The organism is Rhizobium sp. RAF56, from assembly GCF_052113965.1.
Lineage (GTDB): Bacteria > Pseudomonadota > Alphaproteobacteria > Rhizobiales > Rhizobiaceae > Rhizobium.
Genome location: NZ_JBFRDU010000017.1, coordinates 1 through 26,768, shown reverse-complemented (window position 1 = coordinate 26,768; position 26,768 = coordinate 1). Strand labels below are relative to the sequence as shown.

General features: G+C 62.5%; 30 protein-coding genes. 15 read left to right on the top strand and 15 right to left on the bottom strand.

The window, feature by feature from the left end:
* Positions 1 to 103: 103 nt before the first annotated feature.
* From AB4048_RS15945 to fae, 7 genes are all read left to right on the top strand, one after another.
* A complete protein-coding gene (locus AB4048_RS15945) occupies positions 104 to 1,084 on the top strand; it encodes a beta-ribofuranosylaminobenzene 5'-phosphate synthase family protein (RefSeq protein WP_442202952.1) in 981 nt (326 codons plus the stop codon).
* A 14-nt stretch (positions 1,085 to 1,098) separates the two neighbouring features.
* On the top strand, positions 1,099 to 1,995 hold the full coding sequence (locus AB4048_RS15940) for an NAD(P)-dependent methylenetetrahydromethanopterin dehydrogenase (RefSeq protein ID WP_442202951.1): 897 nt from the start codon (positions 1,099 to 1,101) through the stop codon (positions 1,993 to 1,995).
* Positions 1,973 to 3,100, top strand: a complete 1,128-nt coding sequence (locus AB4048_RS15935; RefSeq protein ID WP_442202950.1) for an ATP-grasp domain-containing protein — start codon at positions 1,973 to 1,975, stop codon at positions 3,098 to 3,100. Before AB4048_RS15940 ends, AB4048_RS15935 begins: the two co-directional genes overlap by 23 nt.
* Positions 3,097 to 4,056, top strand: coding sequence for a methenyltetrahydromethanopterin cyclohydrolase (gene mch / locus AB4048_RS15930; protein ID WP_442202949.1), 960 nt, complete (start codon positions 3,097 to 3,099; stop codon positions 4,054 to 4,056). The genes AB4048_RS15935 and mch overlap by 4 nt, the downstream gene beginning before the upstream one ends.
* Entirely contained in the window at positions 4,049 to 4,981 is a 933-nt protein-coding gene (locus AB4048_RS15925; protein ID WP_442202948.1) for an ATP-grasp domain-containing protein, read from the top strand. The genes mch and AB4048_RS15925 overlap by 8 nt, the downstream gene beginning before the upstream one ends.
* Positions 4,978 to 5,841: a triphosphoribosyl-dephospho-CoA synthase gene (locus AB4048_RS15920; protein ID WP_442202947.1), complete on the top strand. Its 864-nt coding sequence runs from the start codon at positions 4,978 to 4,980 to the stop codon at positions 5,839 to 5,841. The genes AB4048_RS15925 and AB4048_RS15920 overlap by 4 nt, the downstream gene beginning before the upstream one ends.
* Positions 5,842 to 5,995: 154 nt before the next feature.
* A complete protein-coding gene (gene fae, locus AB4048_RS15915) occupies positions 5,996 to 6,502 on the top strand; it encodes a formaldehyde-activating enzyme (RefSeq protein ID WP_442202946.1) in 507 nt (168 codons plus the stop codon).
* A 236-nt stretch (positions 6,503 to 6,738) separates the two neighbouring features.
* Here fae and AB4048_RS15910 read toward each other — a convergent pair whose 3' ends face one another.
* Positions 6,739 to 7,452: a HisA/HisF-related TIM barrel protein gene (locus AB4048_RS15910; RefSeq protein ID WP_442202945.1), complete on the bottom strand. Its 714-nt coding sequence runs from the start codon at positions 7,450 to 7,452 to the stop codon at positions 6,739 to 6,741.
* 23 nt (positions 7,453 to 7,475) lie between these two features.
* On the opposite strand from AB4048_RS15910, the gene AB4048_RS15905 reads away from it, so the two are divergent.
* A complete protein-coding gene (locus AB4048_RS15905) occupies positions 7,476 to 8,549 on the top strand; it encodes a hydantoinase/oxoprolinase family protein (protein WP_442202944.1) in 1,074 nt (357 codons plus the stop codon).
* 41 nt (positions 8,550 to 8,590) lie between these two features.
* Here the strand turns inward: AB4048_RS15905 and AB4048_RS15900 are convergent, their stop codons facing one another.
* The 5 genes from AB4048_RS15900 to AB4048_RS15880 are packed head-to-tail and all read right to left on the bottom strand — an operon-like array spanning position 8,591 to position 12,893.
* Positions 8,591 to 9,154 (bottom strand): DUF447 domain-containing protein, encoded by a 564-nt coding sequence (locus tag AB4048_RS15900; protein ID WP_442202943.1) that lies wholly within the window; start codon positions 9,152 to 9,154, stop codon positions 8,591 to 8,593.
* A complete protein-coding gene (locus AB4048_RS15895) occupies positions 9,151 to 10,548 on the bottom strand; it encodes a DUF6513 domain-containing protein (protein WP_442202942.1) in 1,398 nt (465 codons plus the stop codon). The genes AB4048_RS15900 and AB4048_RS15895 overlap by 4 nt, the downstream gene beginning before the upstream one ends.
* Entirely contained in the window at positions 10,541 to 11,092 is a 552-nt protein-coding gene (locus tag AB4048_RS15890) for a flavoprotein (protein ID WP_442202941.1), read from the bottom strand. The genes AB4048_RS15895 and AB4048_RS15890 overlap by 8 nt, the downstream gene beginning before the upstream one ends.
* Positions 11,089 to 11,724: an amino acid kinase family protein gene (locus AB4048_RS15885; RefSeq protein ID WP_442202940.1), complete on the bottom strand. Its 636-nt coding sequence runs from the start codon at positions 11,722 to 11,724 to the stop codon at positions 11,089 to 11,091. The genes AB4048_RS15890 and AB4048_RS15885 overlap by 4 nt, the downstream gene beginning before the upstream one ends.
* Positions 11,721 to 12,893, bottom strand: coding sequence for a (5-formylfuran-3-yl)methyl phosphate synthase (locus AB4048_RS15880; protein ID WP_442202939.1), 1,173 nt, complete (start codon positions 12,891 to 12,893; stop codon positions 11,721 to 11,723). Before AB4048_RS15880 ends, AB4048_RS15885 begins: the two co-directional genes overlap by 4 nt.
* Positions 12,894 to 13,063: 170 nt before the next feature.
* Between AB4048_RS15880 and AB4048_RS15875 the strand changes: the two genes are divergently transcribed.
* Genes AB4048_RS15875 through AB4048_RS15850 form a run of 6 tightly spaced genes read left to right on the top strand, consistent with a single transcriptional unit; the run spans position 13,064 to position 18,106 of the window.
* The gene (locus AB4048_RS15875; RefSeq protein WP_442203040.1) at positions 13,064 to 14,287 is read left to right on the top strand and encodes an ABC transporter substrate-binding protein; all 1,224 of its coding nucleotides are present in this window, start codon (positions 13,064 to 13,066) and stop codon (positions 14,285 to 14,287) included.
* Between the two features lie 21 nt (positions 14,288 to 14,308).
* Positions 14,309 to 15,283 carry a YVTN family beta-propeller repeat protein gene (locus AB4048_RS15870; RefSeq protein ID WP_442202938.1) on the top strand — a complete coding sequence of 325 codons (975 nt, stop codon included), beginning with the start codon at positions 14,309 to 14,311 and terminating at the stop codon, positions 15,281 to 15,283.
* A 31-nt stretch (positions 15,284 to 15,314) separates the two neighbouring features.
* Positions 15,315 to 15,764, top strand: coding sequence for a hypothetical protein (locus AB4048_RS15865; protein WP_442202937.1), 450 nt, complete (start codon positions 15,315 to 15,317; stop codon positions 15,762 to 15,764).
* Positions 15,765 to 15,822: 58 nt separating this feature from the next.
* Positions 15,823 to 16,629 (top strand): ATP-binding cassette domain-containing protein, encoded by an 807-nt coding sequence (locus AB4048_RS15860; protein ID WP_442202936.1) that lies wholly within the window; start codon positions 15,823 to 15,825, stop codon positions 16,627 to 16,629.
* The gene (locus tag AB4048_RS15855) at positions 16,626 to 17,489 is read left to right on the top strand and encodes an ABC transporter permease (protein ID WP_442202935.1); all 864 of its coding nucleotides are present in this window, start codon (positions 16,626 to 16,628) and stop codon (positions 17,487 to 17,489) included. Before AB4048_RS15860 ends, AB4048_RS15855 begins: the two co-directional genes overlap by 4 nt.
* Complete coding sequence (locus tag AB4048_RS15850) at positions 17,486 to 18,106, top strand: hypothetical protein (protein ID WP_442202934.1); 621 nt, start codon at positions 17,486 to 17,488, stop codon at positions 18,104 to 18,106. Before AB4048_RS15855 ends, AB4048_RS15850 begins: the two co-directional genes overlap by 4 nt.
* A 12-nt stretch (positions 18,107 to 18,118) precedes the next feature.
* Here AB4048_RS15850 and AB4048_RS15845 read toward each other — a convergent pair whose 3' ends face one another.
* The 7 genes from AB4048_RS15845 to AB4048_RS15815 form a co-directional block, all read right to left on the bottom strand.
* Positions 18,119 to 18,445 carry a cupin domain-containing protein gene (locus AB4048_RS15845; protein ID WP_442202933.1) on the bottom strand — a complete coding sequence of 109 codons (327 nt, stop codon included), beginning with the start codon at positions 18,443 to 18,445 and terminating at the stop codon, positions 18,119 to 18,121.
* A 34-nt stretch (positions 18,446 to 18,479) separates the two neighbouring features.
* Positions 18,480 to 19,235, bottom strand: a complete 756-nt coding sequence (gene kduD, locus AB4048_RS15840) for a 2-dehydro-3-deoxy-D-gluconate 5-dehydrogenase KduD (protein WP_442202932.1) — start codon at positions 19,233 to 19,235, stop codon at positions 18,480 to 18,482.
* Complete coding sequence (gene kduI / locus AB4048_RS15835) at positions 19,232 to 20,074, bottom strand: 5-dehydro-4-deoxy-D-glucuronate isomerase (protein WP_442202931.1); 843 nt, start codon at positions 20,072 to 20,074, stop codon at positions 19,232 to 19,234. The genes kduD and kduI overlap by 4 nt, the downstream gene beginning before the upstream one ends.
* 34 nt (positions 20,075 to 20,108) lie before the next feature.
* Positions 20,109 to 20,840, bottom strand: a complete 732-nt coding sequence (locus tag AB4048_RS15830; RefSeq protein WP_442202930.1) for an ATP-binding cassette domain-containing protein — start codon at positions 20,838 to 20,840, stop codon at positions 20,109 to 20,111.
* On the bottom strand, positions 20,840 to 21,859 hold the full coding sequence (locus AB4048_RS15825; RefSeq protein WP_442202929.1) for an ABC transporter permease: 1,020 nt from the start codon (positions 21,857 to 21,859) through the stop codon (positions 20,840 to 20,842). Before AB4048_RS15825 ends, AB4048_RS15830 begins: the two co-directional genes overlap by 1 nt.
* 71 nt (positions 21,860 to 21,930) lie before the next feature.
* On the bottom strand, positions 21,931 to 22,881 hold the full coding sequence (locus AB4048_RS15820) for a sugar ABC transporter substrate-binding protein (protein WP_442202928.1): 951 nt from the start codon (positions 22,879 to 22,881) through the stop codon (positions 21,931 to 21,933).
* 123 nt (positions 22,882 to 23,004) lie between these two features.
* Complete coding sequence (locus tag AB4048_RS15815) at positions 23,005 to 24,519, bottom strand: aldehyde dehydrogenase family protein (protein WP_442202927.1); 1,515 nt, start codon at positions 24,517 to 24,519, stop codon at positions 23,005 to 23,007.
* Positions 24,520 to 24,645: 126 nt separating this feature from the next.
* On the opposite strand from AB4048_RS15815, the gene AB4048_RS15810 reads away from it, so the two are divergent.
* Positions 24,646 to 25,347, top strand: coding sequence for a GntR family transcriptional regulator (locus AB4048_RS15810; RefSeq protein ID WP_442202926.1), 702 nt, complete (start codon positions 24,646 to 24,648; stop codon positions 25,345 to 25,347).
* 303 nt (positions 25,348 to 25,650) lie between these two features.
* On the opposite strand, the gene AB4048_RS15805 is transcribed toward AB4048_RS15810, so the two are convergent.
* Both AB4048_RS15805 and AB4048_RS15800 read right to left on the bottom strand, forming a co-directional pair.
* A complete protein-coding gene (locus AB4048_RS15805; protein ID WP_442202925.1) occupies positions 25,651 to 26,271 on the bottom strand; it encodes an ankyrin repeat domain-containing protein in 621 nt (206 codons plus the stop codon).
* A gap of 128 nt (positions 26,272 to 26,399) precedes the next feature.
* Positions 26,400 to 26,768: amidohydrolase family protein (locus AB4048_RS15800; protein ID WP_442202924.1), on the bottom strand; the 369-nt coding region annotated here is incomplete at its 5' end.

Genomic DNA, 26,768 nt, shown 5'->3' with positions numbered 1-26,768 from the left:
CTTGCTTCTTCACCGCGGGCGGCCGCCCATACTTGCGCTGTCGATGAAATAGGATAACATAGTTGCAGGGCCCGATTATCCGAAAGTTGAGAAACTGGAAGCGATGTCGGATTCTGTCTCCATTGAATTGCCTGCACGACTGCACCTCGGATTTATGGATATTCCGAAGGACGCCGGCGCGCGTTTCGGCAGTATCGGCCTGCCTCTCGAGGGCATATCGACCAAGCTGGAAATATCGCGGGCGGCCGAAACCAGCGTGCACGGCAGCGAGGGGCGGCGGATCCTCGCCCATCTCACTTCACTCAGCGCTCATCTCGGACTTACCGGGCATCACCGCATCGTCGTACGAGAGACTATCCCGAGCCATGCCGGCCTGGGGTCGGGAACGCAGATTGCCCTTGCCGTCTCGGCGGCCCTGCGCACGCTGCACGCCCTGCCGCTGAATGTGCGCGACGACGCCGTCTTTCTGGGCCGAGGCTCACGCTCGGGGATCGGCATCGCCGCCTTCGACGAAGGCGGGCTCATCTTCGATGCCGGGAAGGCGCGCGAGGACCTAACGCCGACCGTGATCTCGCGCATTCCCTTTCCGAGCCAATGGCGCATCCTCCTCGTCTTCGACGACCGCAGCCAGGGCATTCACGGGGAGGCCGAGATCAAGGCCTTTCGCGCCCTGCCGCCCTTTCCACAATCGAGCTCGGCAGCGATCTGCCGCCGCGTGCTGATGGAGGTCATGCCTGCGGTGATCGCGCCCCATATCGTTACATTCGGCAATGCGGTGAACGCGATCCAGGAAACGCTCGGCGACTATTTCGCCACCGCCCAGGGCGGGCGCTTCACCAGCGCCGCCGTCGGGAAAACGATCGCGAGCCTCGCCGAATGCGGCGCGGTCGGCATCGGACAAAGCTCGTGGGGACCGACGGGCTTTGCCTTCGCCGAATCGCAATCCGCCGCCGAACGGATCGTCTCGGTCGCCGAGCGAGCCGCCGGGACGACGATCCGCATCGTTACTGGTCGCAATCGGGGGGCCAAGATCTCGCTGGCGGCGGCGCCGCAGGTCGAGTTGGAATGCCCGAACCAATATTAGGGGAGGCAAAGACCATGAGTCGCAAGACCATTCTCCACATGCTCACGCCCCTGCGGCAGATGAGCCCGTTCGACGTCAATATGGCGCTCGATGCAGGCTACGACCACGTCGTGCCCTACTGCGACGTCACTCTTTCCGACGTGACGGGCCTCGTTCAGGACGCCGTCTTCTCGCGGCCGCCAGATGTCGGCATTGCCACCGGCGTCTTCATCGCTGGGCGCGATACGGCGCTGGCGCTCGACATGATCGACGCCGCCCGGCACGCGATGGTGCCGCCCTTCGAGATCTCCGTCTTCGCCGATCCCGCAGGCTCTTTCACGACTGCCGCAGCGATGGTCGCCAAGGTTGAAAAGACCCTGGATAAGCTCCACGGCTCCGCCCTTGCCGGCGCGCATGTCGTCGTTTTTGGGGCGACTGGCGTCGTCGGCTATTGCTCGGCCGTGATTGCCGCCAAGGAAGGCGCTGAGGTGACAATCGTCGGCTATGACGGCATCGCTCGGGTCGAGGCGATCGCCAAAGCCATCAAGGAGCGCTTCGGCGTCGCCGTCACGCCAGCCGACGGTTCGACTGAGGAGCGGAAGACGGCGCTGCTTGGCGAAGCGGTGGTGTTGTTAGCCGCCGCTCGGGCAGGTGTGCGGGTAATTTCAGCCGAACAGTTGCGCGGGGCGACCAAACTGCTCGTTGCCGCCGACGTCAACGCTGTGCCGCCGTCGGGCGTCGAAGGTCTTGCAGTCAACGCCAAGGCCGATAAGCTCGGCGGAATGCAGGTGGTGGGCATCGGTGCGCTCTCGATCGGCAATCTCAAGTACAAGGTTCAATCCGGCCTCTTCAAACAGATGATCGGGGCCGAGAAACCGGTTTTCTACGATTTTCAGGATGCCTTTGCCCTTGCCCGCAGTCTCGAAAAATAGCCCCGCGATCCTGATTGTGGCCGTTTCGGGCCGGTCGCTTGCCGCCGCCGCACGCCGCGCCGGCTACCGGCCGCTGGTGGCGGATCTCTTCGGCGATTCCGATACGATTGCACTTGCAGACCGCACCGCGCGGCTCGCCGGCAGCCTGACGGATGGGATCGACAGCGATAAGATCATCGAAATCCTTTCCGACCTGACCCGTGGCGAGGAGCCGGCGACACTCGTCTACGGCTCGGGCTTCGAGCGCCGGCCCGATATCATCGCCACGCTTGCCCAACGCTTTCCGCTTGCCGGAAATAGCGAGGCGACGGTGCGGGTGGTCAAGGATCCGGCTGGCCTGTCAAGACTCTGTCGCGATCTCGGCATCTCTCACCCGGCGGTCGGCTTGCTGCCGCCAGAGGACTGCGAAGGCTGGCTGACCAAGCTTGTTGGTGGTGCCGGAGGGTCACATGTCCGGCCTGTCCGCGGTGCACCCATCGAGGACGGGCGCTACTACCAGCAATTCGTCGCCGGTCGCAACGTTTCGGCCCTGTTTTTGGCACAAGGGGCGCGCGCCCGCATCATCGGCTTCAGCCGGCAATGGTCTTCCCCCACGCCGTCCTCGCCGTTTCGCTATGGCGGCGCGGTACGCTTGATGCGCTTTGACCGAACGAAGAAGGCTCGGATCGCCGCCTGGCTCGACGGGCTGACGCGGGCGACCGGCCTCATTGGCCTCTGCAGCGCCGATTTCATCGACGGACCCGCCGGGCTCCAACTTATAGAGATCAACCCAAGGCCCGGCGCGACGCTTGACATCTTCGACAGCGAGGAGGCGCCGCTTCTCGCCGAACACCTGCGAGCTGTACGCGGACAAAAGACCGCCATCCCCAGCTATCGCGGAGCAGCGGCCTCGGCAATCGCCTATGCACGCCACGCCATTTCTCGGTTTCCCCATATCGACTGGCCGGGCATGACGGCTGACCACCAGACCCCCGGATCATCGCTCGACGCCGACGATCCCGTTTGCACGGTGCTCGCCCGGGCACGGTCCGCCGCTACCGCCGAGCGGGCCGTGAAACGCCGCGTCACAGAAATGGCGGAACATTGGAAGGAGAGTTTCCAATGATGAACGGAAAGGCTTACCTCAACAGAAACGCCCAACGCATCGTCGATGCAATCATCGCCGACGGCGAGCGCTACGGCATAGCCCATAGCCGTGGGGCGCTCGGAGAATTGCTGATCGATGCGGGTGCCGCAAGCCCCGGCGGCATCGAGGTCGGGCTGCGGATGACGGAAATCTGCATGGGCGGCCTCGGCGCCGCCTCTTTGATGCTCGACCAGCAAAACGAAGGCTGGCCGTTGACGGTTCAGGTCCAGTCCTCGCAGCCAGTGCTTGCCTGCCTCGCGAGCCAGTATGCCGGCTGGCGGCTCTCGCATGAGAAGTATTTTGCAATGGGCTCAGGACCGGTGCGCGTGCTTGCCCGGGTGGAGCCGCTGTTCGATCTGATCGCCTATCGCGAGGATGATGCCTCGTCTTCGGTCGTGATTTTGGAAACCGAGAAGCCGCCGCCGCCGGCCATCGTGGAAAATGTGTCGGCCGCGACAGGGCTCAAGCCCGAGGCACTGACCTTCATCTATGCCCCGACCCAGAGCCTTGCCGGCTGCGTGCAGATCGTCGGCCGCTCCCTGGAAGTCGCCCTTCACAAGGCCCACAGCCTGCACTTTCCGCTCGAGGCCATTGTCGACGGCATGGCAAGCGCGCCGCTGCCGGCCCCTCACCCGGATTTCCTGAAAGCCATGGGACGGACAAACGACGCGATCATCTATGGTGGACTGGTGCAGCTCTTCGTGCGCGGCAGCGCCGAGGCGGCACGCGAGCTTGCCGAGCAATTGCCGAGCAACCGGTCACGCGACTATGGCGAGCCCTTCGCCGCGACCTTCAAGAAATTCAAGGGAGACTTCTACGCGATCGATCCGCACCTCTTCAGTCCGGCCGAGGTTATCGTGACCGCCGTCGAGACGGGCGATACTTTCCGCGCCGGCGAGCGCAACAGGCAGATGCTGGAGCAATCACTTGGCTGAACCGATAGTGACGACTGACAGGGTGGTGATCGTTTCCGACAAGCAGGACGGCCAGGTGAAGCAATTGCGGCGTGCATTCCGGCAACGCGGCAGGGAGTGCGTCTTCTGCCCGCTCGCCGACATCGCCTTCGATACGCGCCGCGCCTCGGGCATCGACATTCCGACGCTGGACGGCGTGCTCCCGGCGGGCGTCATCGTCCGCTCCATCTCCGCTGGAACCTTCGAGGCTGTCACGCGCCGCCTGGGCATTCTGCACGCGCTTTCCCATCTTGGCGTGCCCGTCTGGAATTCGGCCAAGGCGATCGAACGCTGCGTCGACAAGTCGACCACGACCTTCTTGCTCGCGAGCGCTGGCGTACCGACACCAGAGACCTTCGCCGTCGAAGGTCCGGGCAATGCGCGGGCGGTGGTCGAACGGGAAGCGGCTCGCGGCCCGCTCGTGCTCAAGCCCCTCTTCGGCTCGCAGGGGCGCGGCATCCGCCTCGTCCGGACTGCCGCAGATCTGCCGGAGCCCGACGAGATGGACAATGTCTATTACCTGCAGCGCCTCGTCGCGCGCGCCGGGCCACCCTACCGCGACTACCGCATCTTCGTCAGCAATGGCGAGGTTCTCGGTATGATGGGCCGCTGCGCCGACGGCTGGATCACCAATATCGCCCGTGGTGCTACGGCCGAGAAAGTCGTTGGGCCGCTGCGGCAAAAGCTGGAGGAGTTGGCGCTCGCCGCCGCTTCTGCGGTAGGCACGGATTTCGCCGGTATCGACATCGTCAGGGGATACGAAGGCAATCTTCTCGTGCTGGAGGTCAACAGCATGCCGGCCTGGACGGGACTGCAATCCGTCGTTCCCGTCCGTATCGCCGAGTGCATCGCCGAGGCCATGGTCGCGCGCCTCGATCCGGCCCGTCGGGAAAGGCCGGCTGCATGACGCCGGCCTGGCGAACGATCAAGGATGCCTATCTCGACGCCTGCCGGGGCGAGGTCGAGGCGTTGAAACCGGGCAACGTCCACCGCTTCGCCGACGGCCACCGCATGACTGCCGATCAGTTCGTCTTAAGCGCCGAGGTTAGCGCACCTGCGATCTCAGAGCCGAATGCGCCGGTCGGCCGGCGCGTTTTCGACGCCGTGGCCGCCACACGGGAAAAAGTCGGGACGAACACCAATCTTGGCATCGTGCTGTTGGCCGCCCCACTCGCCAAGGCTGCCGAAGACGATCGAGCGCATTTGAGAGACGCCCTGCAACGAACCTTGGACAGCATGGATGGGCAGGACGCCAGCGACGTTTTTTCCGCCATCCGACTTGCCAACCCCGGCGGCCTCGGCTCAGCGGAAGCCGGTGACGTCCGCCAGGCACCGATCATCTCGCTGATTGACGCCATGGCGATGGCCGCCGACCGCGACATGATCGCCAGGCAGTATGTCACCTGCTTTGCCGACATATTCGGTAGCGGCCTCACGGCACTAAAGGATGCGGCCGAACGCGGTGAAACTGGCATGTGGCCCACCGTTTTCACCTATCTCCACTTCCTGTCGCACTTTCCCGACAGCCATGTCGGGCGCAAGTACGGCAGCGGAATTTCAGAGAAAATCAGGCAGGAAGCGCAGACGATCGAACGCGAGGTAAGGCATGAAGCGAGCTTATCGCGGCGCCAGGACATGCTTCTAGACTTCGACAGTCGGCTGAAGGCGCAAAACATCAACCCCGGAACCTCGGCCGATCTCACGGTAGCGACGCTATTTATCTCCAATATGAACTTCAGCTTGCATAAGCGCTACGCAGGTGGTTGAATTTGGTCGGCGAAAACTACTCGCTGCTATCTGGCCAACCGACCCGTCCAAGGGTGCTGCGAACAAGGATAGCTGTCCATCGAGCGTCGTGTCTCGAGGTACGGCATCTTTGGGCGAACGCATTTTGGCATACGGTGCAAGGGAGGAATTGGCCGTGGCAAAAATTAGCAAGGTAATGGTTGGTGAGTCTCTCATTGGTGAGGGAAACGAAGTTGCCCATATCGATCTTCTGATCGGACCGCGTGGGAGCGCCGTGGAAACGGCATTCTGTAACGCACTCACGAATAACAAGGACGGTTTCACGTCCCTGCTCGCAGTGATTGCGCCAAATCTGGCATGCAAACCCAATACGATTTTGTTTAACAAGGTTACCATCAAGGGTGCCAAGCAGGCCGTACAGATGTTCGGCCCGGCGCAACACGCGGTGGCTAAGGCTGTCCAGGACAGCGTCGCTGACGGCGTCATACCCGCCGACGAAGCCGACGACATCTTCATCTGCGTCGGCGTCTTCATCCACTGGGAGGCGGAAGACGACGCCAAGATCCAGGACTACAACTACCGGGCAACGAAAGAAGCCATCGAACGAGCAGTCTCTGGCAAGCCAACCGCAGCCGAAGCGACCGCTCAACGAAACTCTGTCAAGCATCCCTTCAGCGCCTAGACACGAGACAACCCCGCACAGAACGCGCCCACTGTTGAACCAGTTGGCCTGCTGCGCCGGTTGTTAGGGCTCTTGGGCTTAAGCAGCGCGCCGTCCTGACACTGGGCGGAGGCGATCAAGATCGGGAGATGCGGCGCTCCACAGGCGTCGGCGGGTGGATTTTTCGAATCCGCCTGCCGTCACCATGTGCCCGGCCGCTCGGAACCGCCTGAGAAAAGGAGATGACGCTCCTTCTCTCAGGGCTCTCCGGTATTGCTCGCAAGGGCGGCTATCTCGTCGCCGCGCAGCGATCCGTTGTGCAGCGCCGTCGCCACCAGGGCGCCGGCGATGCCCATCGCGTCGAGCCGCCTCAGGTCGTCCGCATCGCGGACGCCGCCGGCGGCGATGACCTGGCGGCTTCCGGCAACCGCTTTGATCGCCCGGAGGCGATCGAAGTCGGGCCCCAATCTTGCGCCCACCCTGCCGAGCGTCATCACGATCACTCGAGCTGGCCAGAGAGCAGGCCCCTCCAGGACGGCCGGCGGGCCCATGAACGCGTCCTCGCGAAAGTCGAGCGAAAGGATCAGCCGTGCATGCGCGTTTAGAAGGCGCAGCACCTCGGGGCCTGTCTGGCTCTCCGAACCGAGAACGCATGAAGTCCTTTCGGCGCCGAGCACCCGCTCGACCTCTGCGACGGTGAAGCAGCCTGCATCGAGCCAGACGTCAGCCGGCGGCTGAAGCTGCGACAGGGCTTCAGCCGCAGCGATGGGCGGCGCGCGGCGCTCGATGGCGTCGAGATCCGCCACGTAAAAGCTTCTAAACGGATGGACGCGCCTTAGCCCACTGGCGACGCGTCCCAGCGTTGGCTCGGGGCTCAGCGGCGTTTCGATTGGCTTGTAGCGGTCGCGCATGCCCATCCGCGCATGTACGACCAAGCCGTCTTTGATGTCGAGAACGGGAATGATAAACAAGGATCAACCTCAGCGGATAAGCGATGGCGCACATGAAAGCCGGATTTGCGGGCGAAGAAAAGGGATCCGTCACGGGTTGGGATATCGGCGGCGCCCATCTGAAGATGTCGCGCGCCGAAAACGGTCAAATCATCCTAACAAGAACGATCAGGGCATCGATGTGGCTCGGGCTCGACAAAGTGCGCGACGCGCTCGCCGAACTGCAGCCGCTTCTTGGCATCGACACGACGCACGTCGTCACCATGACCGGCGAGCTTTCGGATGGCTTTACATCGCGTGCGGCCGGTATTCACGCGATACTCGACTTCATCGCGACTGAGTTCGGCGGCAGTGGCGTGCGCGTCTATGCCGGCCGCAGCGGCTTCGTCGACCTTTCCCGCGCCTACGGTCTCGGTTCTGACATCGCTTCGGCCAACTGGCACGCCACGGCGGAACTGAGCGCGATAGTCGCGGGCGAAGGCCTTTTCGTCGACATGGGTTCGACGACGACGGACATTCTCCCTTTCAAGAACGGGCGGCTCTCCAATGCTGGCTATACCGACGCGGAGCGGCTGATGAGCGGCGAACTGGTTTATACCGGCTCCACCCGCTCGGCCTTGATCGGCATCGCCGAAAAGGTGCCGGTGCGCGGCACGATGACGCCGCTGATGAATGAATATTTTGCAAACACAGCCGATCTCGGCCGCATCCTGGGCACGCTGGACGAGGCAGACGACCACTATCCAGCAGCCGACCGCCGCGAGAAATCGCGCACCGGATCGATCGACCGGCTCGCGCGCATGGTCGGCCGTGACGGTGCCGACCTCGAAGAAGCGGAGTGGACCGATATCGCCCGCTGGTTCAGCGAGCACCAATTGCGGATGATCCACGACGCGGCCTTTATGGTCGCCGCCAATGCCAGGCTCGTGGCGGCGGCACCGGTGGTGGGGGCAGGAATCGGACGCCCGCAGATCATGCGGCTCGCCGAGCGCCTGGGGCGACCCTATGTCGATTTCGGCACGCTCATCCCTGCCTCGGACGGGGGGCGCGAGGACGCGAGCAAGGCAGCACCTGCGGCCGCCGTCGCGCTGCTATGGTCGAAACGCCGCTACGCATGAGGCGCTGCCCCTTTGCGCCCGAGGGTCTCTAAAAGGGGCGATCAGGAGGCGGCGCGATGGTCTCTAACCCGTTCCATCAGCCACTCCCAGGCTTGCCGCTCGTCCGGGCCGGCCGTCTTATCGATCGCGATCGTCAGGTAGGCGATCTCCGCATCGATCTTTTCCTTCGGCAGCATGTCTAGCCGGCTCACCAGGATCGCAAGCTCGAGCACCGCAGCCTTCGCGCGGTTGAGACCGGTAAAAGCCGCATGATTGGTCTCGGCGACGACCCGGCAGACGAGGCGTGGGCGAACCTCGTCATCGCGAACGGAGATCACTTCCAGGACGGAATGGGCGAGTGCGGCTTCGAGGCGCGGTACCGGGCATCGATCCACCGGCACCAGCGGCCAGTCCTTTCGCCCCGTGAGGCAACCAGCGAAGATCCGCATGTCGTCCGTATAGTTGACCACCGCCAGCGGCACGGCGGTAAGATTGTCGAGCGTCGTGGACGGCCGGAAAGGGGCGATGATCCAGTGCTCGCCGTCGGCGATGATACCCAGCGGAGCGATATGCACGCGACCCTCGCCGCTGACCGTCGTGACGATCGTCTCACGGATGAAGCTCATGGGATGTCTTTCTTCGCTCGAAGCGTATGGCCGGCTTTGGCGAGACGGGTGCGGTCATCGACCTCCGCCGGGCTTGCGGCGCCCCAGGCGAGTGGCTCATCCTGCGAATAGCGCTTGCCGAGCTTCCAGGCGATCTCCGCCTTCATCAATTCCGCGCCAAGATAAAAGGCATGCGGGCCGTCCGCTTCCACCTTCAGGTGGGGAAAAAGCTCAAAAGCGCTTTCGGCCTTCCAATGGCCCTCGGCGCTGAAGATGTGGATACCGTCAGCTGCAGTCATGATGCGAAAATTCGCGTCGCGCACACTGCCCGCCAGCGTCTCGATATCGGCCGTCGTGCTGGTGAACGGCGAGCGGTCGTGGATCTGTAGCAGGCTCGCGTCATAGCCACGCGGCAGCGCATGGTCCTCGCGCGCGGCGAACATGATGCGCCGCGCCCGGTCATGCTCCTCCACAGTCCGTATCGTATGCGGGCTGACATTGACCACCAGCACATTGGCGATGAAGAGCTCCGAGCAGAGACCCGCGAGGACGGCCGTGACGCCGGAGGAATCGGCGTCGGTGAGCTCTGTCAGATTGCCTGTGCCCATCATCATCTCGACATCCGGCCAGCGGCGGCGAGCCTCGATGAAGCGGCCGAGCGAGGCGGCGAAGCCAAAATGGATGGGATCGAGAACTGGGTCTGCGAGGAAACGTATTTTCGCTTTCCGCGCAATTTCGATAGCGCGGCCGAGCGAGTCGAGATCGCCGGGCTGGGCGGGGACGAGGACCGGCGTGGTCGGATATTGAATCGCGATGCCGATCGTCTCCTCGGTCAAGCTCAGGAGATAGTCCGCACCGGCGCGGGCGGCAAGCTCGAGTTCCTCGGTGTTGGCAGAGTCCACGCTGACGGCGAGCCCCTCCGCCTTGATGCGTGCGATGGCATCAGCAAGGCCGACGAACGGCGTGTCGGGCAGGCAACCGAGGTCGATCACATCCGCCCCCGCAGCCGCGAGTTTTCGCGCCCGAAGCAGGAGCGCGTCGAGCGACAGCGCCGAGGCATCGACGATCTCGGCGAAGATGCGCATGTCGTGGCGCGTCAGATCCGGTGGCTTGCCCGCACGGCCGAGATAGGCGGGAAGGTCAGCCACTTCGTCCGGCCCGCGCACGAAGGGAATGCCGAACGCTTCGCTCAGCCGCTCCAGGTCGCCGCGGAATCGGCCGGGAAGCACGACGCGGTCCGCCGTCACCGGTCTCGACAGGCGCCGCACAACAATCTCCTCCGTCATCAGCGCGGCGACCTTCACCCCGATGTCGACGATCTCGTAGGTAAAATGCGTCGCCCCCAGCCCGGCGAGGATTCTTTCGAGCCTGGTCTTCGCCAAATGTCCTGTGAGGAAGAGGAGATGTTCAGCCACCGCCCGCGATCTCTCCTTTCCGATGTTCTACCGTCGATTTGAGATCGGCGAAGGATTCCACCACTTTAGTCAGTTCAAAGGTCTTCAGCCGCGCCGTATTCTCTAAATCGATCGGCCGCGGATAGACCTTCACCATGCCGTGCGGCGCCATCGTTTCGAGTTCCGGCGCCGTGTCGCAGGCAAAGACGATAGACGGCAGACGGCATTTTCCAGCCTGCGCGTAGACATTCGTGGCGATTGTGTCGGAGATCCCCGCCACGCATTTGGCAACCGTATTGGAGGAGGCGGGCGCGATCACCACACTGTGGTAGACGCCTTGATAGAAGCCTCCGACAGGCACGGCGCTCGCCGTCTTGTCGTGAAGCACCCGCGTTGTCTCGGGAAAATCGAGCTTCAGCCCATACATCCTCAAGACTTCGTCGGCAGCCCTGGTAACGAAGACGTCGCAAAAGTCGAGCGAGTGGATCAGCTCGAAGCACTCGACGAAGAAATGGCCGGATCCGGTCAAGACCCAGGCCCAGCGCGGCGTATGAAGCTGCGTCATGGGCAAACCTCTTCAAACTCCGCTCGCCTTGTCACGCATAGCGCCGGTATGCGGCTCATCGGCAGGCGTGCCAATTCTAAGCGAAGTGCCAACGGGCCGGCGATGTAGAGGTCCGTGTTCTCCCCCAAAAATCGAGGCAGCATTGCGTCCACGACTCCGCTATCGGCAAGCGCGTGTAGATCCATGGCGGACGGCTCCGGATCGACCTGCTTGCAAAGAAGCAAGTGCCGGCTTTCAATGCGCCTTGCGAGCCAGGCCGCGAGTGAATCGGAGGTGACGCTCCAACTCTCCTCCATATCCGCGCCCCGGGTCATTTCGGAGGGAAGCCACACGGGGACCCTGCCCTCCCCGAGCACGGCGGCGATCTCGCCTTCGGAACGCACCGCTTGCAGGCGCGGATGCCGTTCCGCGATCGCGATGCCAAACTGGTCCATGGCGAGGATCGCCATCTCATGCGCGGCGGCATCGGAAAAATGCATGCGCTTCTGCGAAGCCCGCACCTGTTCGGCGAATGGGCCGCCACCGGGCACGATCACCAGCGGTATCGTCGCCGAGGCGAGCACCGCGATCCACTGTTCCATCTCGATGTGGCCGGCGGTGCTTCCCCCAAGCTTTACGACCAGTGGTCTCATACTATCCCCCGCCCGCTGCCGGTCCAGGTTTTGGCGCCCCGGAACGATTGCGCCGACCCCGCACGCTGCGCCAGGCGCTCGATCTGGACGCCGACGCCGCCCGGCCCGAGCTCCAGCTTCTCCGCCCGAACGACCACGCGCGTCACGCGGGGGTTTTCCAGAATGAACGCCGCGGTTTGTTCGGCAAGCGTCTCGACAAGGTCTATATGGCCACGCGTGACGATGCCGCGGATGCCGTCCATGATGAGGTCGTAGGAGACGACGTGATGCATATCTTCCGGATTGCGCGTCACCCGCAACACATCCGCCGTCACGTCAAAGCGCATCTTCTGCGGCTTGCCGTGTTCGAAGCTATAAGCGCCGATGTGGACAGGAAGGACGAAATCCCGCACAAAAATCTGATCCGTGCCGAGGTCCTCCTCGGAGGCATGCGGAAAATAGCCTCGCGCCACCAGCCGCTCGAAGTCAGTTTCGGAGGTCTTTTCGGCTGGACGCTCCTCCGGGATGAGCGCGCGGATCTTCGCCGCCGCCTCAGCGCTGATGCCAGCGATCCTCGACAAGCCCTCGCATAGGGCGCCGCGGAATCCCAGGACATCTGGACCGCCCACCAGAAGGCGCGGAATATCCGGTCCCTCGAGCGATCCGGCAAGACCCGTCATCAGCCTGTGCCGACGTCCCTCGGCGACGAAGGCCGACAGGCCGTCAAGGCTGATATGGTCGAGCAGCCTTCCCCGCGACTTGTCGTCGGTGTCGAGCATCACGCCATGGAACCCGGCTCGCGCCACCGAAGCGACAATGTCCTCGTCGTAGCGGTGATCGGCAAAAAGGACGGCTATGAGCTTTTGCCGACCGACAAGATCGGCAAGCCCCGCCAGACAGGCAGTGATTTGCGACGACGGCAGAAGTCCAATCTTGACGAATTCCACACCGGTCGCCGCGACCTCCTCAACCTTCGCCCTGACTGCCGCCGGACCGGCGGAAAGGTCTCCGCAGGCAGCGCTGACGGGCCTTCGGCCGGCGCAGAAACCGACAACATCGGCGATCGCACCCACGTCCGCGGCGCCAAGCGCGCCGCCCGCCGGGTCCTTGAGGTCGATGACGTCGGCGCCGGCCGCAAAAACGATTTCGGCCTCTTTCCGGTCTCGGACACTGGCCAGCATCAATGTCATCGGACATCCCCCTGCGCACTGCCGCATACACTGCATCGTGTCCGGCCCACGCGAGAAAATCTCTGCAAACCTATTGAGAATATGGGGGATTTGTTTACAAACACAGGGGGCACCTTTCTGTACGACGCGTCAGCCTCTCTGATAGGCCGGCGCGGGATTCGGGTATGACCATGAAGAGTACGGTGCCGAATACTCTGTATATTTTATTTGCCTGTTTTTCCATTCTCGTCAATGCGCCGCAATCGGTGGCGCAGCAGAATTCGCAAGCCAAGCAGACGGTCGAAATCAAGATCGGCTACCTTAGGGCCTATGCGCCGCAACTCGCACTTTCCGTCCTCGACGTGCCGCCACGTGACGAAGGCGTCGCCGGCGCCAAGGTCGCGATCAACGACAATAATACCACCGGCAAGTTTCTCGGACAGTCCTTCACGCTTGACGTCGTCGAGACCAAGCCGGACGCTGACGTCATTCCCGCCTTCCAGCAGATGATGGAGCACGGCGAGAAATACATACTGACCGACGTCTCGGCCAAGCAATTGCTGTCAATCGCCGATATCGCCAAGCAGAACGGCGTGCTTCTCTTCAACGTCGGCGCCACCGACGACATATTGCGCGAACAGGAGTGCCGCTCCAACGTCTTCCACATCGCGCCGACGCGCTCCATGTTGGCCGACGGCCTCGCCCAGTATCTGATCTGGAAGCAGTGGCGCAACTGGGTACTGCTATACGGCTCGCACGAGCCCGACCAGCTCTTCGCCGATGCGATACGGCGGTCGGCCAAGCGCTTCGGCGCCAAGATCGTCGAGGAGCGTCTCTACAAGGATACCGGCACTGCGCGCAGGACCGATAGCGGCATCGTTCAGGTACAGCGACAGATGCCGGTCTTCACCCAAGGCCTGCCGGAGCACGACGTCGTCATCGTCGCCGACGAGAGCGAGGTCTTCGGCAGCTACGTTCCCTATCATACATGGACCCCGCGCCCGGTGGCCGGGACAGCGGGTCTCGTCCCCTCGTCCTGGCATCCGGCCAGCGAGCAATGGGGCGGATCCCAGATCCAGAATCGGTTTCTCAAGGCAACCGGCCGCCGAATGCTCGGCAAGGACATGCAGGCCTGGACCGCCGCCCGCATAATTGGCGAGGCGGCGACGCGCACCAACAGCGCCGACCCCGCGAAGATCGAAACGTTCATCAAGGATGAGAACTTCTCGATCGCCGCCTTCAAGGGCCAGAAGGTCAGCTTTCGCCGCTGGAACTGGCAGCTGCGCCAGCCGATCCTGCTCGGCGACGGACACGGCGTGGTCTCCACCTCGCCGCAGGAGGGCTTCCTGCACCAGTTTTCCGAGCTCGACACACTAGGGATAGACCAGCCGGAAACGGCGTGCAAACTTAACTGAATTGGCAGATGGGAGGAGAGAATGCGCAGATGCTTCTACCTGCTCGCGGGCACGGTCGCCGTTGCCTTCCATGCAGCGCCCGCATGGGCCAACGCCGTTTATGTTTCCAACGAGAAAGACAATACGGTCACAGTCGTCGATTCCAAAACCATGGAAGTGGTCCGCACCATCGACGTCGGGCAAAGACCGCGCGGCATCACGATTTCCCATGACGGCAAGCAGCTCTATGTCTGCACCAGCGACGACGATATCGTAAAAATCATCGACACCACGACCTTCGAGATCATCGGCACGTTGCCGTCCGGTCCCGATCCCGAACTCTTCACCCTCTCGCCGGACGGCAAGACGCTCTACGTCGCCAACGAGGACGACAATCTCGTCACCGTCATCGACGTCGAGTCTCGGAGCGTCAACGCCGAAATACCGGTCGGCGTGGAGCCGGAAGGCATGGGCATCAGCCCCGATGGCAAGACGATGGTGAACACCTCCGAAACCACCAACATGGCGCATTTCATCGATACGACGACCCATGAGATCACCGACAACGTGCTGGTCGATTCGCGTCCGCGCTTTGCCCAGTTCAAACCGGACGGATCGCAGGTATGGGTCTCGGCGGAGATCGGCGGTTCCGTCTCCGTCATCGACAACGCCACGCGCAAGGTGATCAAGAAGATCACATTCGCAATTCCCGGCCTGCGCTCGGAGGCGATCCAGCCCGTCGGCGTGAGGATTACCGCCGACGGCAAGAAGGCCTATGTCGCCCTTGGCCCCGCCAACCGCGTCGCCGTCATCAACACCGAAACCTATGAGGTGGAGAAATACATCCTCGTCGGCCAGCGGGTATGGCAACTGGCGTTTACGCCGGACGGCAAGACCATCATCAGCACCAACGGTCTATCCAACGACATCACCTTCATCGATACGGCCACCGACGAGCCGATCAAGTCGGTCACTGTCGGCGCGTTGCCATGGGGAGTGGTCGTTTCGCCCAACTGATCCATTTTCGACAGTCTAAGGGGAGGAAAGCATGTCGAAATACACTATCGCTGCAGCTGCGCTCGCAGCCGCTCTCGTCGTGCAGCAGCAGGCCTTGGCTCAGTCCGATGACGACGATACGCCAAAGATCACACGCACGAGCAAGACCGTGCCCGAATTGGTCTTGGGAACGAAGGAAAACAACGTTTCCGTCAACCGCAAGGATTTCGAACTGGTCGCCGGGCAGAGCTACCGATGGAAGATCACCTCAAGCGGCGGCTTCGAATACCGGTTCGTCACCGATCTCTTCCGCAACGTCTGGATGAACCAGATCGTCATCGATGATCTGGAGGTCCACATGAACGGCGCGCCGGCCTGGCTGGAGTTCGATTCTGCCGGAACCATCAGTGTACAGTTCACGGCGGTCCGTCCGGGTGAATATACATGGTCGGTACCCGAACTCGCGGACAAGGGCTTGGCGGGCAAGATCATCATCAAGTAGCCACATAAGGCGCGCCGGCGCCCGGGCAGCGGCAAGCTGTCCGCAGAAGGCAGGTACTATGAAGTTCCAGTCCCCTTTGACCGATGCGTTTAGAAGCGACGAAAGAAGGACCGAGGCGGCCCTTGAGCTTTCTTCCGTCAGCTACAGCTATGGCCCGCGCAAGGCGCTCGATGACGTATCCTTCTCAATCGAGCCATCGCGATTCACCGTGCTGCTCGGTCTTAACGGCGCCGGCAAGACGACGCTGTTTTCGCTCGTCAGCCATCTGTTTTCGGCCCGCACCGGCCGCATACGCGTCTTCGGCCAGGATATAGATCGAAACTCCGGACCTGCGCTGAGACGCCTTGGCATCGTCTTTCAGGCCCGCACGCTCGATCTGGACCTCAGCATCCGGCAGAATCTACTCTACCACGCCGCCCTCCACGGCATTGGAACGCGAATTGCGCGCCAACGTATCGACGAGCTGCTTCACTCCGTCGATATGAGCGACAGGCTCGAGGAGAAGGTGCGCGGACTTTCCGGCGGCCAGGTGCGACGCATCGAGATTATCCGCGCGCTGTTGCATCGGCCGTCGCTACTGCTACTCGACGAGGCAACCGTCGGACTAGACATCAAGTCGCGAGCCACCATCCTGAAGGACATCCGCGGACTGGTCGAACGGGACAATATCAGCGTCCTCTGGGCGACCCATCTCATCGACGAGGTCGGCAATGCCGACCACATCCTCGTCCTCGACAAGGCAAGACTGGTGGCCGACGGCACGGTCGCGGATGTTCTCGCGCGCACCAGCACCGAGACGATCAACCAGGCATTTTCGAAGTTGACTGGTGTCACCGAAGTGATGGTTCGAGGAGCAAGGCCATGACCGCGTCCGAAATCTTCGCCGGCCCGTCGGACAAGCTGAACCACCTCACGCCGACACAGTACCTCATCTGCCTCAAAGGCATCCTTTTGCGCGAAGGCCTGCGCTACCTGTCGCAGAAGGAGCGCTTTGTCTCCTCCCTCGTGCGCCCGCTTCTCTGGCTGTTCATCTTCGCCGCCGGCTTCCGCCAGGTACTCGGCGTCTCTATTATCCCACCCTACGAGACCTACGTTCTCTACGAGGTCTACATCACGCCGGGGCTGTGCGGCATGATCCTGCTGTTCAGCGGCATGCAGTCCTCGCTGTCGATGGTCTACGATCGGGAGATGGGCAATATGCGCATCCTGCTGGTCAGCCCCTTCCCTCGCTGGTACCTCTTGGTCTCAAAGCTTTTCGCGGGCGTCGCGATCTCGCTTCTGCAGGTCTACGCGTTCCTGGCGATTGCATGGTTCTGGGACGTGAAGGCACCGTTCGCCGGTTATCTTTTGGTGCTGCCTGCGCTGTTCTTCTCCGGGTTGATGCTCGGCGCGCTCGGCATGCTCTTGTCCTCGCTGATCAAGCAGCTGGAAAATTTCGCCGGGATCATGAACTTCGTGATCTTTCCCATGTATTTCGCGTCCTCGGCGCTCTATCCGCTCTGGCGCGTGCAGGAATCGAGCCCGCTGCTCTACAAGATCTGCCTGATGAACCCCTTCACCTATGCGGTCGAACTGATCCGCTTCGCCTTCTATGCCCGCATCGAATGGACCTCGCTCGTCGTCGTGCTCGTCGTCACCCTGGTGCTGCTCGGCGGCGCCATCATCGCCTACAATCCGGCGCGCGGCCTGACGGTGCGCAAGCAGGAGATGGGAGCAAGCCAATGAAGGCGCACCTACTTCTCTTTGCGGTACTCGCCGCACTTCCCGCCGCTCGAATGGCCAACGGCGCGAATTCGGATCCCGAATGGCCGTGCATCCAGCGCAAAGTTCCAGAACTGTCTATCGGCCAGGTCTGGACCGGCACCGACCTTCCCGACAGCGCAAAGCAATGGGACCAAGATTCCACGGTGTCGGATCTCGCCGACCAGCTCGTCAGACGCAGCAACCCTATCGAAAACGCCCGCAAACAGATTTCAAACTACGCTTCGTCCTTGCCGAACGATCAGGTGAACGAGAAGCTGCAGCAGCTTTTCATGGGCGTGTTCGACAAAATCAATGCCGAGCGCGACCAGATCATCTCCGGCATCTCCCGCTATGCCGACAAGCAGCGGGAGCTTGCGGCCGATATCAGGAAGAAGGCGTCCGAAGTCGACAAATTGCGGGCCGACCCGGCTGCCGATACAGCCGACTTCACCAAGCAGAACGACCAGCTTACCTGGGAAACCCGCATCTTCGAGGAACGGGTGCAGTCACTCTCCTATGTCTGCGAGGTTCCGACACTCGTTGAACAGCGGCTCTATACGCTTTCGAAGACCATCAATGAGTCAATGCGAAAGAACTGAAAATCCGGCGCGCTACAGGAAATCATCCCTGCGTGGCGTGAACGTGTCGATCAAAAGGCCAGGGGTCAGCGCGACAACGCCATGGACGAGGTTTGGCGCAACGATGAAGCTGCTTCCAGGGCCAAGGCGGGTGTTAATGCCGTCGACGGTGACGTCGAAAGTGCCCTCGGCGACATAACTGACCTGCGTGTGCGGGTGTGAATGCAGCGCGCCGATCGCGCCTTCGTCGAAGCTGAAGGCGACGAGCATCAGTTCAGGGCGCTCGCATAACACCGCACGGCGGTTGCCGGGGGCGACTTCGGTCCAGACCGTGTCTTCGGGCAGAGCATAAAACGACATTTCAATCCTCCTGTCGGGCCTCTTGTCGGGCCGCTTATCGGGCGAGCCATCCGCCATCGACGGGCAGAATGACGCCATGTACGTAATCCGATGCCGGGCTCGCAAGGAAAACCGCGGCTCCAGCCATGTCCTCCGGTCGCGCCCAGCGACCGGCGGGAATGCGCTTCAGGATGTCGGCATTGCGCTCGGCATCGGCACGCAGCGCCGTCGTGTTGTTGGTCTCGACATAACCGGGGGCGATGGCATTCACGTTGATGCCACGCGCCGCCCATTCGTTCGCCATCAGCTTGGTCAGGCCCGAAAGGCCGCTCTTGGCTGCGGTATAGGACGGCACGCGGATGCCGCCCTGGAAGGAGAGCAGCGAGGCGATGTTGATGATCTTGGCCTTTCGCTCCGCCGCAATCGCCGCCTTGGCGAAAGCCTGGCAGAGGAAGAAGACGGACTTGAGATTGGTGTCGAGCACCGCATCCCAGTCCTCTTCGGTAAAGTCCAGCGCATCGGCACGGCGGATGATGCCGGCGTTGTTGACGAGGATGTCGGGCGTCGCACCCGCCGCCAGCGTCTCGGCGATGACCTCGCGGGCGCTGTCTGACCTGGAAAGATCCGCCTTGATCGCGATGAACCGGCGGCCGGCGGCGATAATGTGCGCCTCCGTCTCGGTCATCGCCGATCGGCCGACGCCGACGACGTCCGCGCCCGCCTCGGCCAATCCCACCGCAATCGCCTGGCCGATGCCGGTATTGGCGCCGGTGACGATTGCCCATCGGCCCGTGAGGTCGAAAGGGGTCATAGAAGCGCTTCCATCGGCACCTTGTCCATGTCGGTGAAGCTCATGTTATCGCCCGCCATGGCCCAGATGAAGGCGTAGCGTCCAGTGCCCGCGCCCGAATGGATCGACCAGCCCGGCGACAGCACCGCCTCATGGTTCTTGAGGACCACATGCCGCGTCTCGCCGGGCTCCCCCATGAAGTGGAAGATGCGCGTCGCCTCCTGCATGCCGAAATAGAGATAGACCTCCATGCGCCGGTCATGCACATGCGCCGGCATGGTGTTCCAGACCGAGCCCGGCTCGAACATGGTAAGGCCGACGAGAAGCTGGCAACTTTCACAGACATCCGGATGCACATACTGGTTGATGGTGCGGGCGTTGGATTCCTCCGCCGAGCCGAGATGAACCTTTTTCGCCATTTCGCGGGTGATCTGGACCGTCGGGCAGGCGCGGTGCGCCGGCGCGCTCAGGAGGTAGAATAAGGCGGGCGCGGTGCGATCATCGCTCGCAAAGCCGAGCGCGCCCTCGCCCATGCCGACATAGATCGCCTCTTGGAAGCCGAGCGCATAGTCCCGCCCACCGACGCTCACAACGCCGCTCCCGCCGATATTGACGATGGCGGCCTCGCGACGCTCGAGAAAACGCTCGGTGCCGGTCTCGGCGACGCCGTCGATGACGAGTTTTTCGCCCGTCGGCGCGACGCCGCCGACAATCATGCGGTCGAGATGACTATAGGTGAGATTAATCTCGCCCGGCCGGAACATCGCCTCGATGACGAAGCCGTCGCGCAGGCCCTTCGTGTTGCGCCTGGCGGCGTCCTCAGGTCCGACGACCTGGCGTACTGATACGGAAAGTGTCACGGCGTCTGCCTCTTGCTTTCAAAAAAAATGGGGATCAGGTGAGCACGACATATTCGGTAAGCTGGTTGATCGTCGTGTCCGCCTTGGCGACGTCGAAGACCTTGGTGCCGTGACTCATGATCACGAACCGGTCGCAGACCTGGTAGGCGTGGTAGATGTTGTGCGTCACCAGCACGCTGGAGACGCTCTCCGCCTTTAGCTTCAGCACCTGGTTCAACAGCGCCTCCGTCTCGCGCACCGAGAGGGCAGACGTCGGCTCGTCGAGCAGCAGCACGCGCTTCTTGAAATAGACGGCGCGGGCGATGGCGACGGCCTGCTTCTGGCCGCCGGAGAGATTGCCGACTAGGGTATCCGGCGAGTCGATACCGGAAATGTGCACGGCGTTCTGCAACACCTGCATGGTGATCTCACGCATTTCGGCCTGCCTGAGAAACCCGAAACGATCGGTCAGTTCGCGTCCCATGAAGATGTTGCGGGTGATCGAGAGGTCGTCGACCAACGCCGTGTGCTGGTAGATCGTCTCGATGCCGGCCTCCGCCGAATCCGAGCGGCAAGTGAAGAGCGTTTTCTTGCCGTCGACGCTGAGATAGCCGTCTGTCGGCTTATGGATGCCGGAGATGAGGTTGACCGTCGTCGACTTGCCGGCGCCGTTGTCACCGAGCAGGCCCACCACCTCCCCTTCGCCGATGTGGAAGCTGAGATTGCGCAGCGCGGTGAGCGCGCCAAAGCTTTTGGAGATGTTGTGCAGTTCGAGGAGTTTGGACATCACGCAACGCCTCGCCGCTCGATGAGATTGTTGAAAATGGCAGCCAGAACGATCAGCGTCGCGATGAACATGTCGAGATAGAAACCCGGGGCTCGCAGAAGCAAAAGCACGTCGGTGATGGTGTGGATGAGCAGCACGCCGAGGAAGACGCCGATGATCGAGCCGCGTCCGCCGCGCAGCGACAGGCCGCCGATGACGCAGGCGGCGATTGCCTGGAGTTCGAGGCCGGCGCCCTGTCCGGGCTGCACGCTGCCAACGCGGGCCGTGGCGAGAATGCCCGCGACCGCGGCCATGCCGCCGGCGATGGCGAAGGCGACGAGCTTGACGCGGCCCGTATTGATGCCGATCGCCTCGGCCGCGCCGCGATTGCCGCCCGTCGCGAATACGTGATTGCCGAAGCGGTGGCGGTGCAGCAAGAAATGAAAGCCGACGACGAAGAGCACGATCCAGATGAAAGCGGCGTTTATGCCGAAGAGCGTGCCGGAAAAGAGGCTGGTGAAGATGGGTTCGGGATCGAAGCGCAACTGCACCGCGCCGTTATAGAGCAGTACCGCGCCGCGCCAGAACAGCAGTCCACCGAGCGTCACGATGAAGGACGGCAGGCCGAAACGCAGGGTGATATGGCCGTTGAGAAGGCCGATCATCAGGCCGATGGCGATGCCGAGCGGCGCGGCAACGAAGGCGCTTACGCCAGAGTTGACGACACTTGCCATCACCACGGCGGTGAACGTGTAGACGGAGCCAATGGAAAGGTCGAACTCGCCGGCGATCATCAGCAAGCCCGCGCCGAGCGCCAGGCAGCCGAGCACCGGGATCGCCTTCATCAGGATCGTCAGGTTCTGCGGCGAGAGATAGCGGAACTCGTTGGGGTAGAGGAGCGCGCCGGCGATGCAGACCACCTGCAGCGTCATGAAGACGAGGAAGATCGCGCCCGCGGGCATGCCCATGATCTGTTTCAGGATGGATTGTCTTTGGGTCCGCGACCGGGGCGCGGTGCTGTCGGCTAGGATGGGTGTCACGGTCTGGTACTCGAACGTTTTTGGGAACGGGGAACCCACCGGGCGGGCCGGCAGGCTCCCACAGGACACGATTAGCGGAAGCTGCCGATAAGCGGCTTGACCGAACTTATGCGCGACTTGTCGAGGAAGGCGCCCTGCCCCGTGTCGATATCGGTCGGGGTCAGCCCGTACTTCTTGGAGAGCGCGATCTGGGCGATCGGATAGTAGCCCTGAAGGTAGGGCTGCTGGTCCATGGTCGCGAACATTGCGCCGGATTCCACGGCATTGACGATCTCCACCGCAAGGTCGAAGCCGGCGAAGGGTATTTTGACGCCGGCGTCCTTGATCGCGCCGGCCCCCACGGTCGAGGTCACCGAGCCCGTCCCGAACACCGCCTTCACGTTCGGATTGGCGATCAAGAATTGCGCCATGATATTCTGGGCTTCCGCCGGGTCGAGGCCGGCGCGTACCGTCTCCACCTTGATACCGGCTTCCGTCATCGCCTTCTCAATGCCGCCGCCACGGGCGACCGCGAAGCTCGCCTCCGGAATTTCACGCGGATTGAACACGACGTCGCCCGATTTAAGGCCGAATTGCTTGATCATGCGGTTGCCGAGTTCGTAGCCCGACGCAAATTCGTTCATGCCGACATAGGCCTGGCGGCAATTGCCCTTGGCGCCCTCGAGGTCGTCATTGTTGAAGCCGATAACTATGATGCCGGCCTTCACGGCGGCGCAGATGCTCTCGTCGAAGGCGTCCGACGAGGAGATCGCGACGGCGATGCCGTCGACGCCGCTCGCCGTAGCGCTTTCGATCAAGTCGTTCTGGCGCACCGGATCGTTGTTGGCGTATTGGACGTCGAGATTAACGCCGAACTGGGCGGCTGCATCTTGCGCGCCCTTCACCACGGGATTAAAGAACTGGACACTCGGATCGAGGTATATGATCATCGTGGCCTTGACGTCCGCGGCGAGTGCCGTCGACGTCATCATGGTGGCAAGGCCCGCGGCCAAAGCAGCGGTTCTCAACCTGGTCATTTTCATTTGCGTATCCTCCCTTTGGATGTGCAATGCGGGTCCAAAAGACCCGAGTCTCGGCTGGCGGGCTCCGACCAAAGATCACGCCAGCCGAGATTTTCCTCCTCATGACCGCAAGATGCGGTCCTGTCACCCGAACCAGGGCGCGGGGCGCCCGAGCGTGACGTGCACGCCCTTGAACTGGGAATATTCATCGAAGCCGTAGCGGCCGAGTTCGCGGCCGAGGCCGCTCTTCTTGTAGCCGCCGATCGGCAATTCCGGCGTACCGTCGATGACGCTGTTGATCCAGCAGCGGCCGGCGCGGATGCGGCGGATGCTCTGCAGCGCGTTTTCCAGATTGGTCGACCAGACGCTGGCAGACAGGCCGAATTCCGATGCGTTCGCCATCGCCACGGCCTCGTCCGCCGTCTTGAAGGTCAGCGTCGAAAGCACCGGCCCGAAGATTTCCTCGCGAGCGATCGACATGTCCGGCGTCACGCCGGAAAAAACCGTCGGTGCATAATAGAGGCCGGCTCCTCCGCCGACCCTTTCGCCACCGAGCAAGAGCTGCGCGCCCGAGGCGACGCCTGCCTCCACATAGGAGTGCACCTTTTGCGCATGCGCCTCGGAGATCATTGCGCCGATCTTGGTGCGCTCGTTCAGCGGATCGCCAAAGGTGACTTTGCGGGAAATATCCAGCAGGCGGTCCATCAGCGCGTCGCGGATGCCCTCCTGCACCAAGAGCCGGCTGCCGGAAATGCAGCATTGGCCGGCGTTGTGATAGACGCCATAGGCGATGCCGTCGGCTGCGGCATCAAGGTCCGCATCGGCGAAAACGATCTGCGGCCCCTTGCCGCCGAGCTCCAGCCCGACGCGCTTAACGCTGCGCGCCGCGATCTCGCCGAGTTTCGTGCCGACGCGCACCGAACCGGTGAAGGCGACCATGTCGACGCCGGGATCCTCCGCCAGCACCTGGCCGGCAGGATCGCCATAGCCGGTGACGACGTTGAAGACGCCGTCGGGAATTCCCGCCTCGCGGGCCAGTTCCGCCATGCGGATCGACGTCCCGGAGGTGAATTCCGATGGCTTCAAAACCACGGTGCAGCCGGCCCCTATCGCCCACGGCACGCGCTCGGAGGCGATGATGAACGGAAAATTCCAGGGCGTGATAATGCCGACCACGCCGACCGCTTCGCGCAGCACGAGGCCGAGGCGATCGTCGCCGATATTGTTGTGGCTCTGGCCTTCGAGCGCGCGGGCCTGGCCGGCGGCGTAGGACCAGAGGTCGGCGCAGAAGCCAATTTCACCGCGGGCCTGGGCGATCGGCTTGCCAACCTCCAGGCTCTCGGCGAGCGCCAGCTGCTCCTGATGGACAAGGATAAGGTCCGCCACCTTGAACATCAGGCGCGAGCGCTCGGCGCCCGACATGCGCGGCCAGGGACCGGTATCGAAGGCACGGCGTGCAGCGGCAACCGCCAAGCGCACGTCATCCGCCGAGGCGTCCGGCCAGGTACCGACGACGGCACCCGCATGGCCGGGGCTTACGCGGTCTATAGTCTTCCCGGACGCAGCATCGACTGACTTGCCATCGACAAGCATCTGATAGCGGGATTTAATGTTCAGCCGCGGATCACGGGAATCGGGCGCAATGAAATTGGGCAGCAATATCGTCTTCCGGCCGGCAGTCTGCTGCCAGCCCCTCCCTGTTGATCCGGTTTTTTCAGGCCACCGGATTTTTGTTGCGAATGAATTGTATGGTACTGTATGGTGGCTTCAAATGGATGTCAACGCATGGCGGTGGTAAAAGAAGTGAACCTTGAATCCCTGAAGATCGACACCGGCGAAACCGCGGCAGCGCAGGTGGAACGGGACTTGCGCGAATCCATCATCCGCCTGGAGCTCGCACCCGGCATGCGGCTTTCCGAGCAGGAGATTGCGACCCATATGGGCGTGTCGCGCCAGCCGGTGCGCGAGGCGCTGATTGCGCTAGGTAAATCGAAGCTGGTGGATATTCGCCCGAACCGGGGTACCGTGGTTGTGCGCATCTCAGCCCGCCAGATGATAGAGGCGCGCTTCGTGCGCGAGGTAATCGAGACCGCCGTCGCTCGCCGCGCCAGCGAATCCTTCGACAGCTGGACGAGGCGCAAGATCGACGCGATCCTGGTGCGCCAGAAGGCCGCGCGAGAAGCAGACGACCACAACGCCTTCCGCCGCGAAGACGAGCAGTTCCACATCGCGATTGCCGAGGGCGCCGGCTGTGCTCTCGCCTGGAACGCGATCTCCGACATCAAGGCGCATATGGACCGCGTCTGCAACCTCCAACTCCGCCACCCGGATTCGATGACAAAGCTCATTGCCGAGCACGAAGCGATAATCTCGGCTATCGACGCCCGGAATGCCGAAGCAGCGGAGGGTGCCATGCGCAAGCATCTTAACGGCATCCTTGCGGACCTGCCTCAAATCGAAGCCGACAACCCGGACCTGTTCGAGTGACCGCACTGGAAATGGACAGGTTGGTTGATGCGCCACCGTCCGGCGGTGACTTGCAAAAACGCTGAAAATTAGCTTGCGTCGAGATAGGGCTTCAGCGGCATATCGTCATGCCACGGCACCGTTTATCGCTCAATCACGTGGTGAATAACGGGTGGCCGCTCGCGCTGATGCTGGACACAGAAGAGCATACGCAGGATGCGTCCGGCGGCCGGGCCGGTTGAAGTCGGCATCTTTGCGTTTTCTTGGTTTCTGAATGAGGGGCGCCATTTACCTCTGGCGGGCCGAAGCGGCGCGAAGTCCGGTCTATAGCTCCGGCGGAAGCGGATTATGGCCGGCCGAAGAAGTCTGCTCCAGCAGCTTGACCATCTCCGTGTAGCCGCGCCGTTGCGCGTGTTCCAGCGCCGTCACGCCGTCACTGTCCGCAATGCCAAGGCTCGCCCCGGCGTCGATCAGCCGCTTGACGATCTCGACATGGCGCGGGCCGCCGTCGCTGAGGATGACGGCCTCGAGCAGAGCGGTCCAGCCGAGGTTGTTGACATGATCAACATCGACCCCGGCGTCGATCAACATCGAAACGGCCTCGACATGCCCGCGCTCCGATGCTGGAATGAGCGCAGTGCCGCCATAGCGGTTGGTGCTTTTGAGGTCGGCGCCGTGGTCGAGCGTCATCTTGAGAATTTCGAGACGACCGCGTGCGCCAGCGTAGAGATAGGGGCTATCCTTGATATCGTCCTTGGCGTTGACGTCGGCACCGGCCTCGATCAGCGCTCTTGCGGCGTTCACCTTGTTATCATGCGTTGCAACGAGAAGGGCCGTGCGACCGTTCGCGTCCCGCGCATCCACCCGCGCTCCTTGCGACAGCAGCCTCTCGATCGCCGCGACATCGTCATTCGCGGCAGCTTTGTGCAGTTCCAATCCGTTCATGGTCTCTCCAAACGCGATAGTTGATGCGCATGCGACCGCGAGAGCCGCCAATGCCTTGATCGTGGTCCGCCGTCGCATTCTCACCTCTGATCGCCATTAAACGTAGTTCGAACGTCGACGTTCACCGCCTATTCGATAAGCGCGGTGTCGCGGCTGTGCCGCCAGAACATGTCCGGTGTCTTGAGCAGGTCTTGCAGGTTCAGCCGTTCGATCATCAGCTCGGTTTCCCGCTGCGCCGCATCGAGTACGGCGTCCTGATCGACATGGACAGGGGTGCGATCACGCAGGAGCACGCGTCCGCCGACCAGAACGGTGTGAACATCGTTGCCGTTGGCAAAGTAGGTCACACGGAATTCGGGCATGTTGGCCGGATAGAGATGCGGCCGGCGTAAATCGACGAGAATGATGTCCGCCTTCTTGCCGGGCTCCAGCGAACCGATCTCATCGTCGAGGCCAAGCACGCGTGCGGCGTCGATCGTGCACATTTCCAAGACCTT

What these genes read in the sequence shown, in the direction of transcription:
- AB4048_RS15905 (WP_442202944.1), top strand. Translation starts at nt 7,476, where the DNA reads ATGGCGCACATGAAAGCCGGATTTGCGGGCGAAGAAAAGGGATCCGTC.
- AB4048_RS15890 (WP_442202941.1), bottom strand. Translation starts at nt 11,092, where the DNA reads ATGACGCAGCTTCATACGCCGCGCTGGGCCTGGGTCTTGACCGGATCC.
- kduD (WP_442202932.1), bottom strand. Translation starts at nt 19,235, where the DNA reads ATGACCCCTTTCGACCTCACGGGCCGATGGGCAATCGTCACCGGCGCC.
- AB4048_RS15865 (WP_442202937.1), top strand. Translation starts at nt 15,315, where the DNA reads ATGTCGAAATACACTATCGCTGCAGCTGCGCTCGCAGCCGCTCTCGTC.
- AB4048_RS15870 (WP_442202938.1), top strand. Translation starts at nt 14,309, where the DNA reads ATGCGCAGATGCTTCTACCTGCTCGCGGGCACGGTCGCCGTTGCCTTC.
- AB4048_RS15830 (WP_442202930.1), bottom strand. Translation starts at nt 20,840, where the DNA reads ATGTCCAAACTCCTCGAACTGCACAACATCTCCAAAAGCTTTGGCGCG.
- AB4048_RS15860 (WP_442202936.1), top strand. Translation starts at nt 15,823, where the DNA reads ATGAAGTTCCAGTCCCCTTTGACCGATGCGTTTAGAAGCGACGAAAGA.
- AB4048_RS15940 (WP_442202951.1), top strand. Translation starts at nt 1,099, where the DNA reads ATGAGTCGCAAGACCATTCTCCACATGCTCACGCCCCTGCGGCAGATG.
- AB4048_RS15945 (WP_442202952.1), top strand. Translation starts at nt 104, where the DNA reads ATGTCGGATTCTGTCTCCATTGAATTGCCTGCACGACTGCACCTCGGA.
- AB4048_RS15820 (WP_442202928.1), bottom strand. Translation starts at nt 22,881, where the DNA reads ATGAAAATGACCAGGTTGAGAACCGCTGCTTTGGCCGCGGGCCTTGCC.
- AB4048_RS15900 (WP_442202943.1), bottom strand. Translation starts at nt 9,154, where the DNA reads ATGAGCTTCATCCGTGAGACGATCGTCACGACGGTCAGCGGCGAGGGT.
- AB4048_RS15920 (WP_442202947.1), top strand. Translation starts at nt 4,978, where the DNA reads ATGACGCCGGCCTGGCGAACGATCAAGGATGCCTATCTCGACGCCTGC.
- AB4048_RS15810 (WP_442202926.1), top strand. Translation starts at nt 24,646, where the DNA reads ATGGCGGTGGTAAAAGAAGTGAACCTTGAATCCCTGAAGATCGACACC.
- mch (WP_442202949.1), top strand. Translation starts at nt 3,097, where the DNA reads ATGATGAACGGAAAGGCTTACCTCAACAGAAACGCCCAACGCATCGTC.
- AB4048_RS15855 (WP_442202935.1), top strand. Translation starts at nt 16,626, where the DNA reads ATGACCGCGTCCGAAATCTTCGCCGGCCCGTCGGACAAGCTGAACCAC.
- AB4048_RS15850 (WP_442202934.1), top strand. Translation starts at nt 17,486, where the DNA reads ATGAAGGCGCACCTACTTCTCTTTGCGGTACTCGCCGCACTTCCCGCC.
- AB4048_RS15875 (WP_442203040.1), top strand. Translation starts at nt 13,064, where the DNA reads ATGAAGAGTACGGTGCCGAATACTCTGTATATTTTATTTGCCTGTTTT.
- AB4048_RS15845 (WP_442202933.1), bottom strand. Translation starts at nt 18,445, where the DNA reads ATGTCGTTTTATGCTCTGCCCGAAGACACGGTCTGGACCGAAGTCGCC.
- AB4048_RS15880 (WP_442202939.1), bottom strand. Translation starts at nt 12,893, where the DNA reads ATGACATTGATGCTGGCCAGTGTCCGAGACCGGAAAGAGGCCGAAATC.
- AB4048_RS15885 (WP_442202940.1), bottom strand. Translation starts at nt 11,724, where the DNA reads ATGAGACCACTGGTCGTAAAGCTTGGGGGAAGCACCGCCGGCCACATC.
- AB4048_RS15805 (WP_442202925.1), bottom strand. Translation starts at nt 26,271, where the DNA reads ATGAACGGATTGGAACTGCACAAAGCTGCCGCGAATGACGATGTCGCG.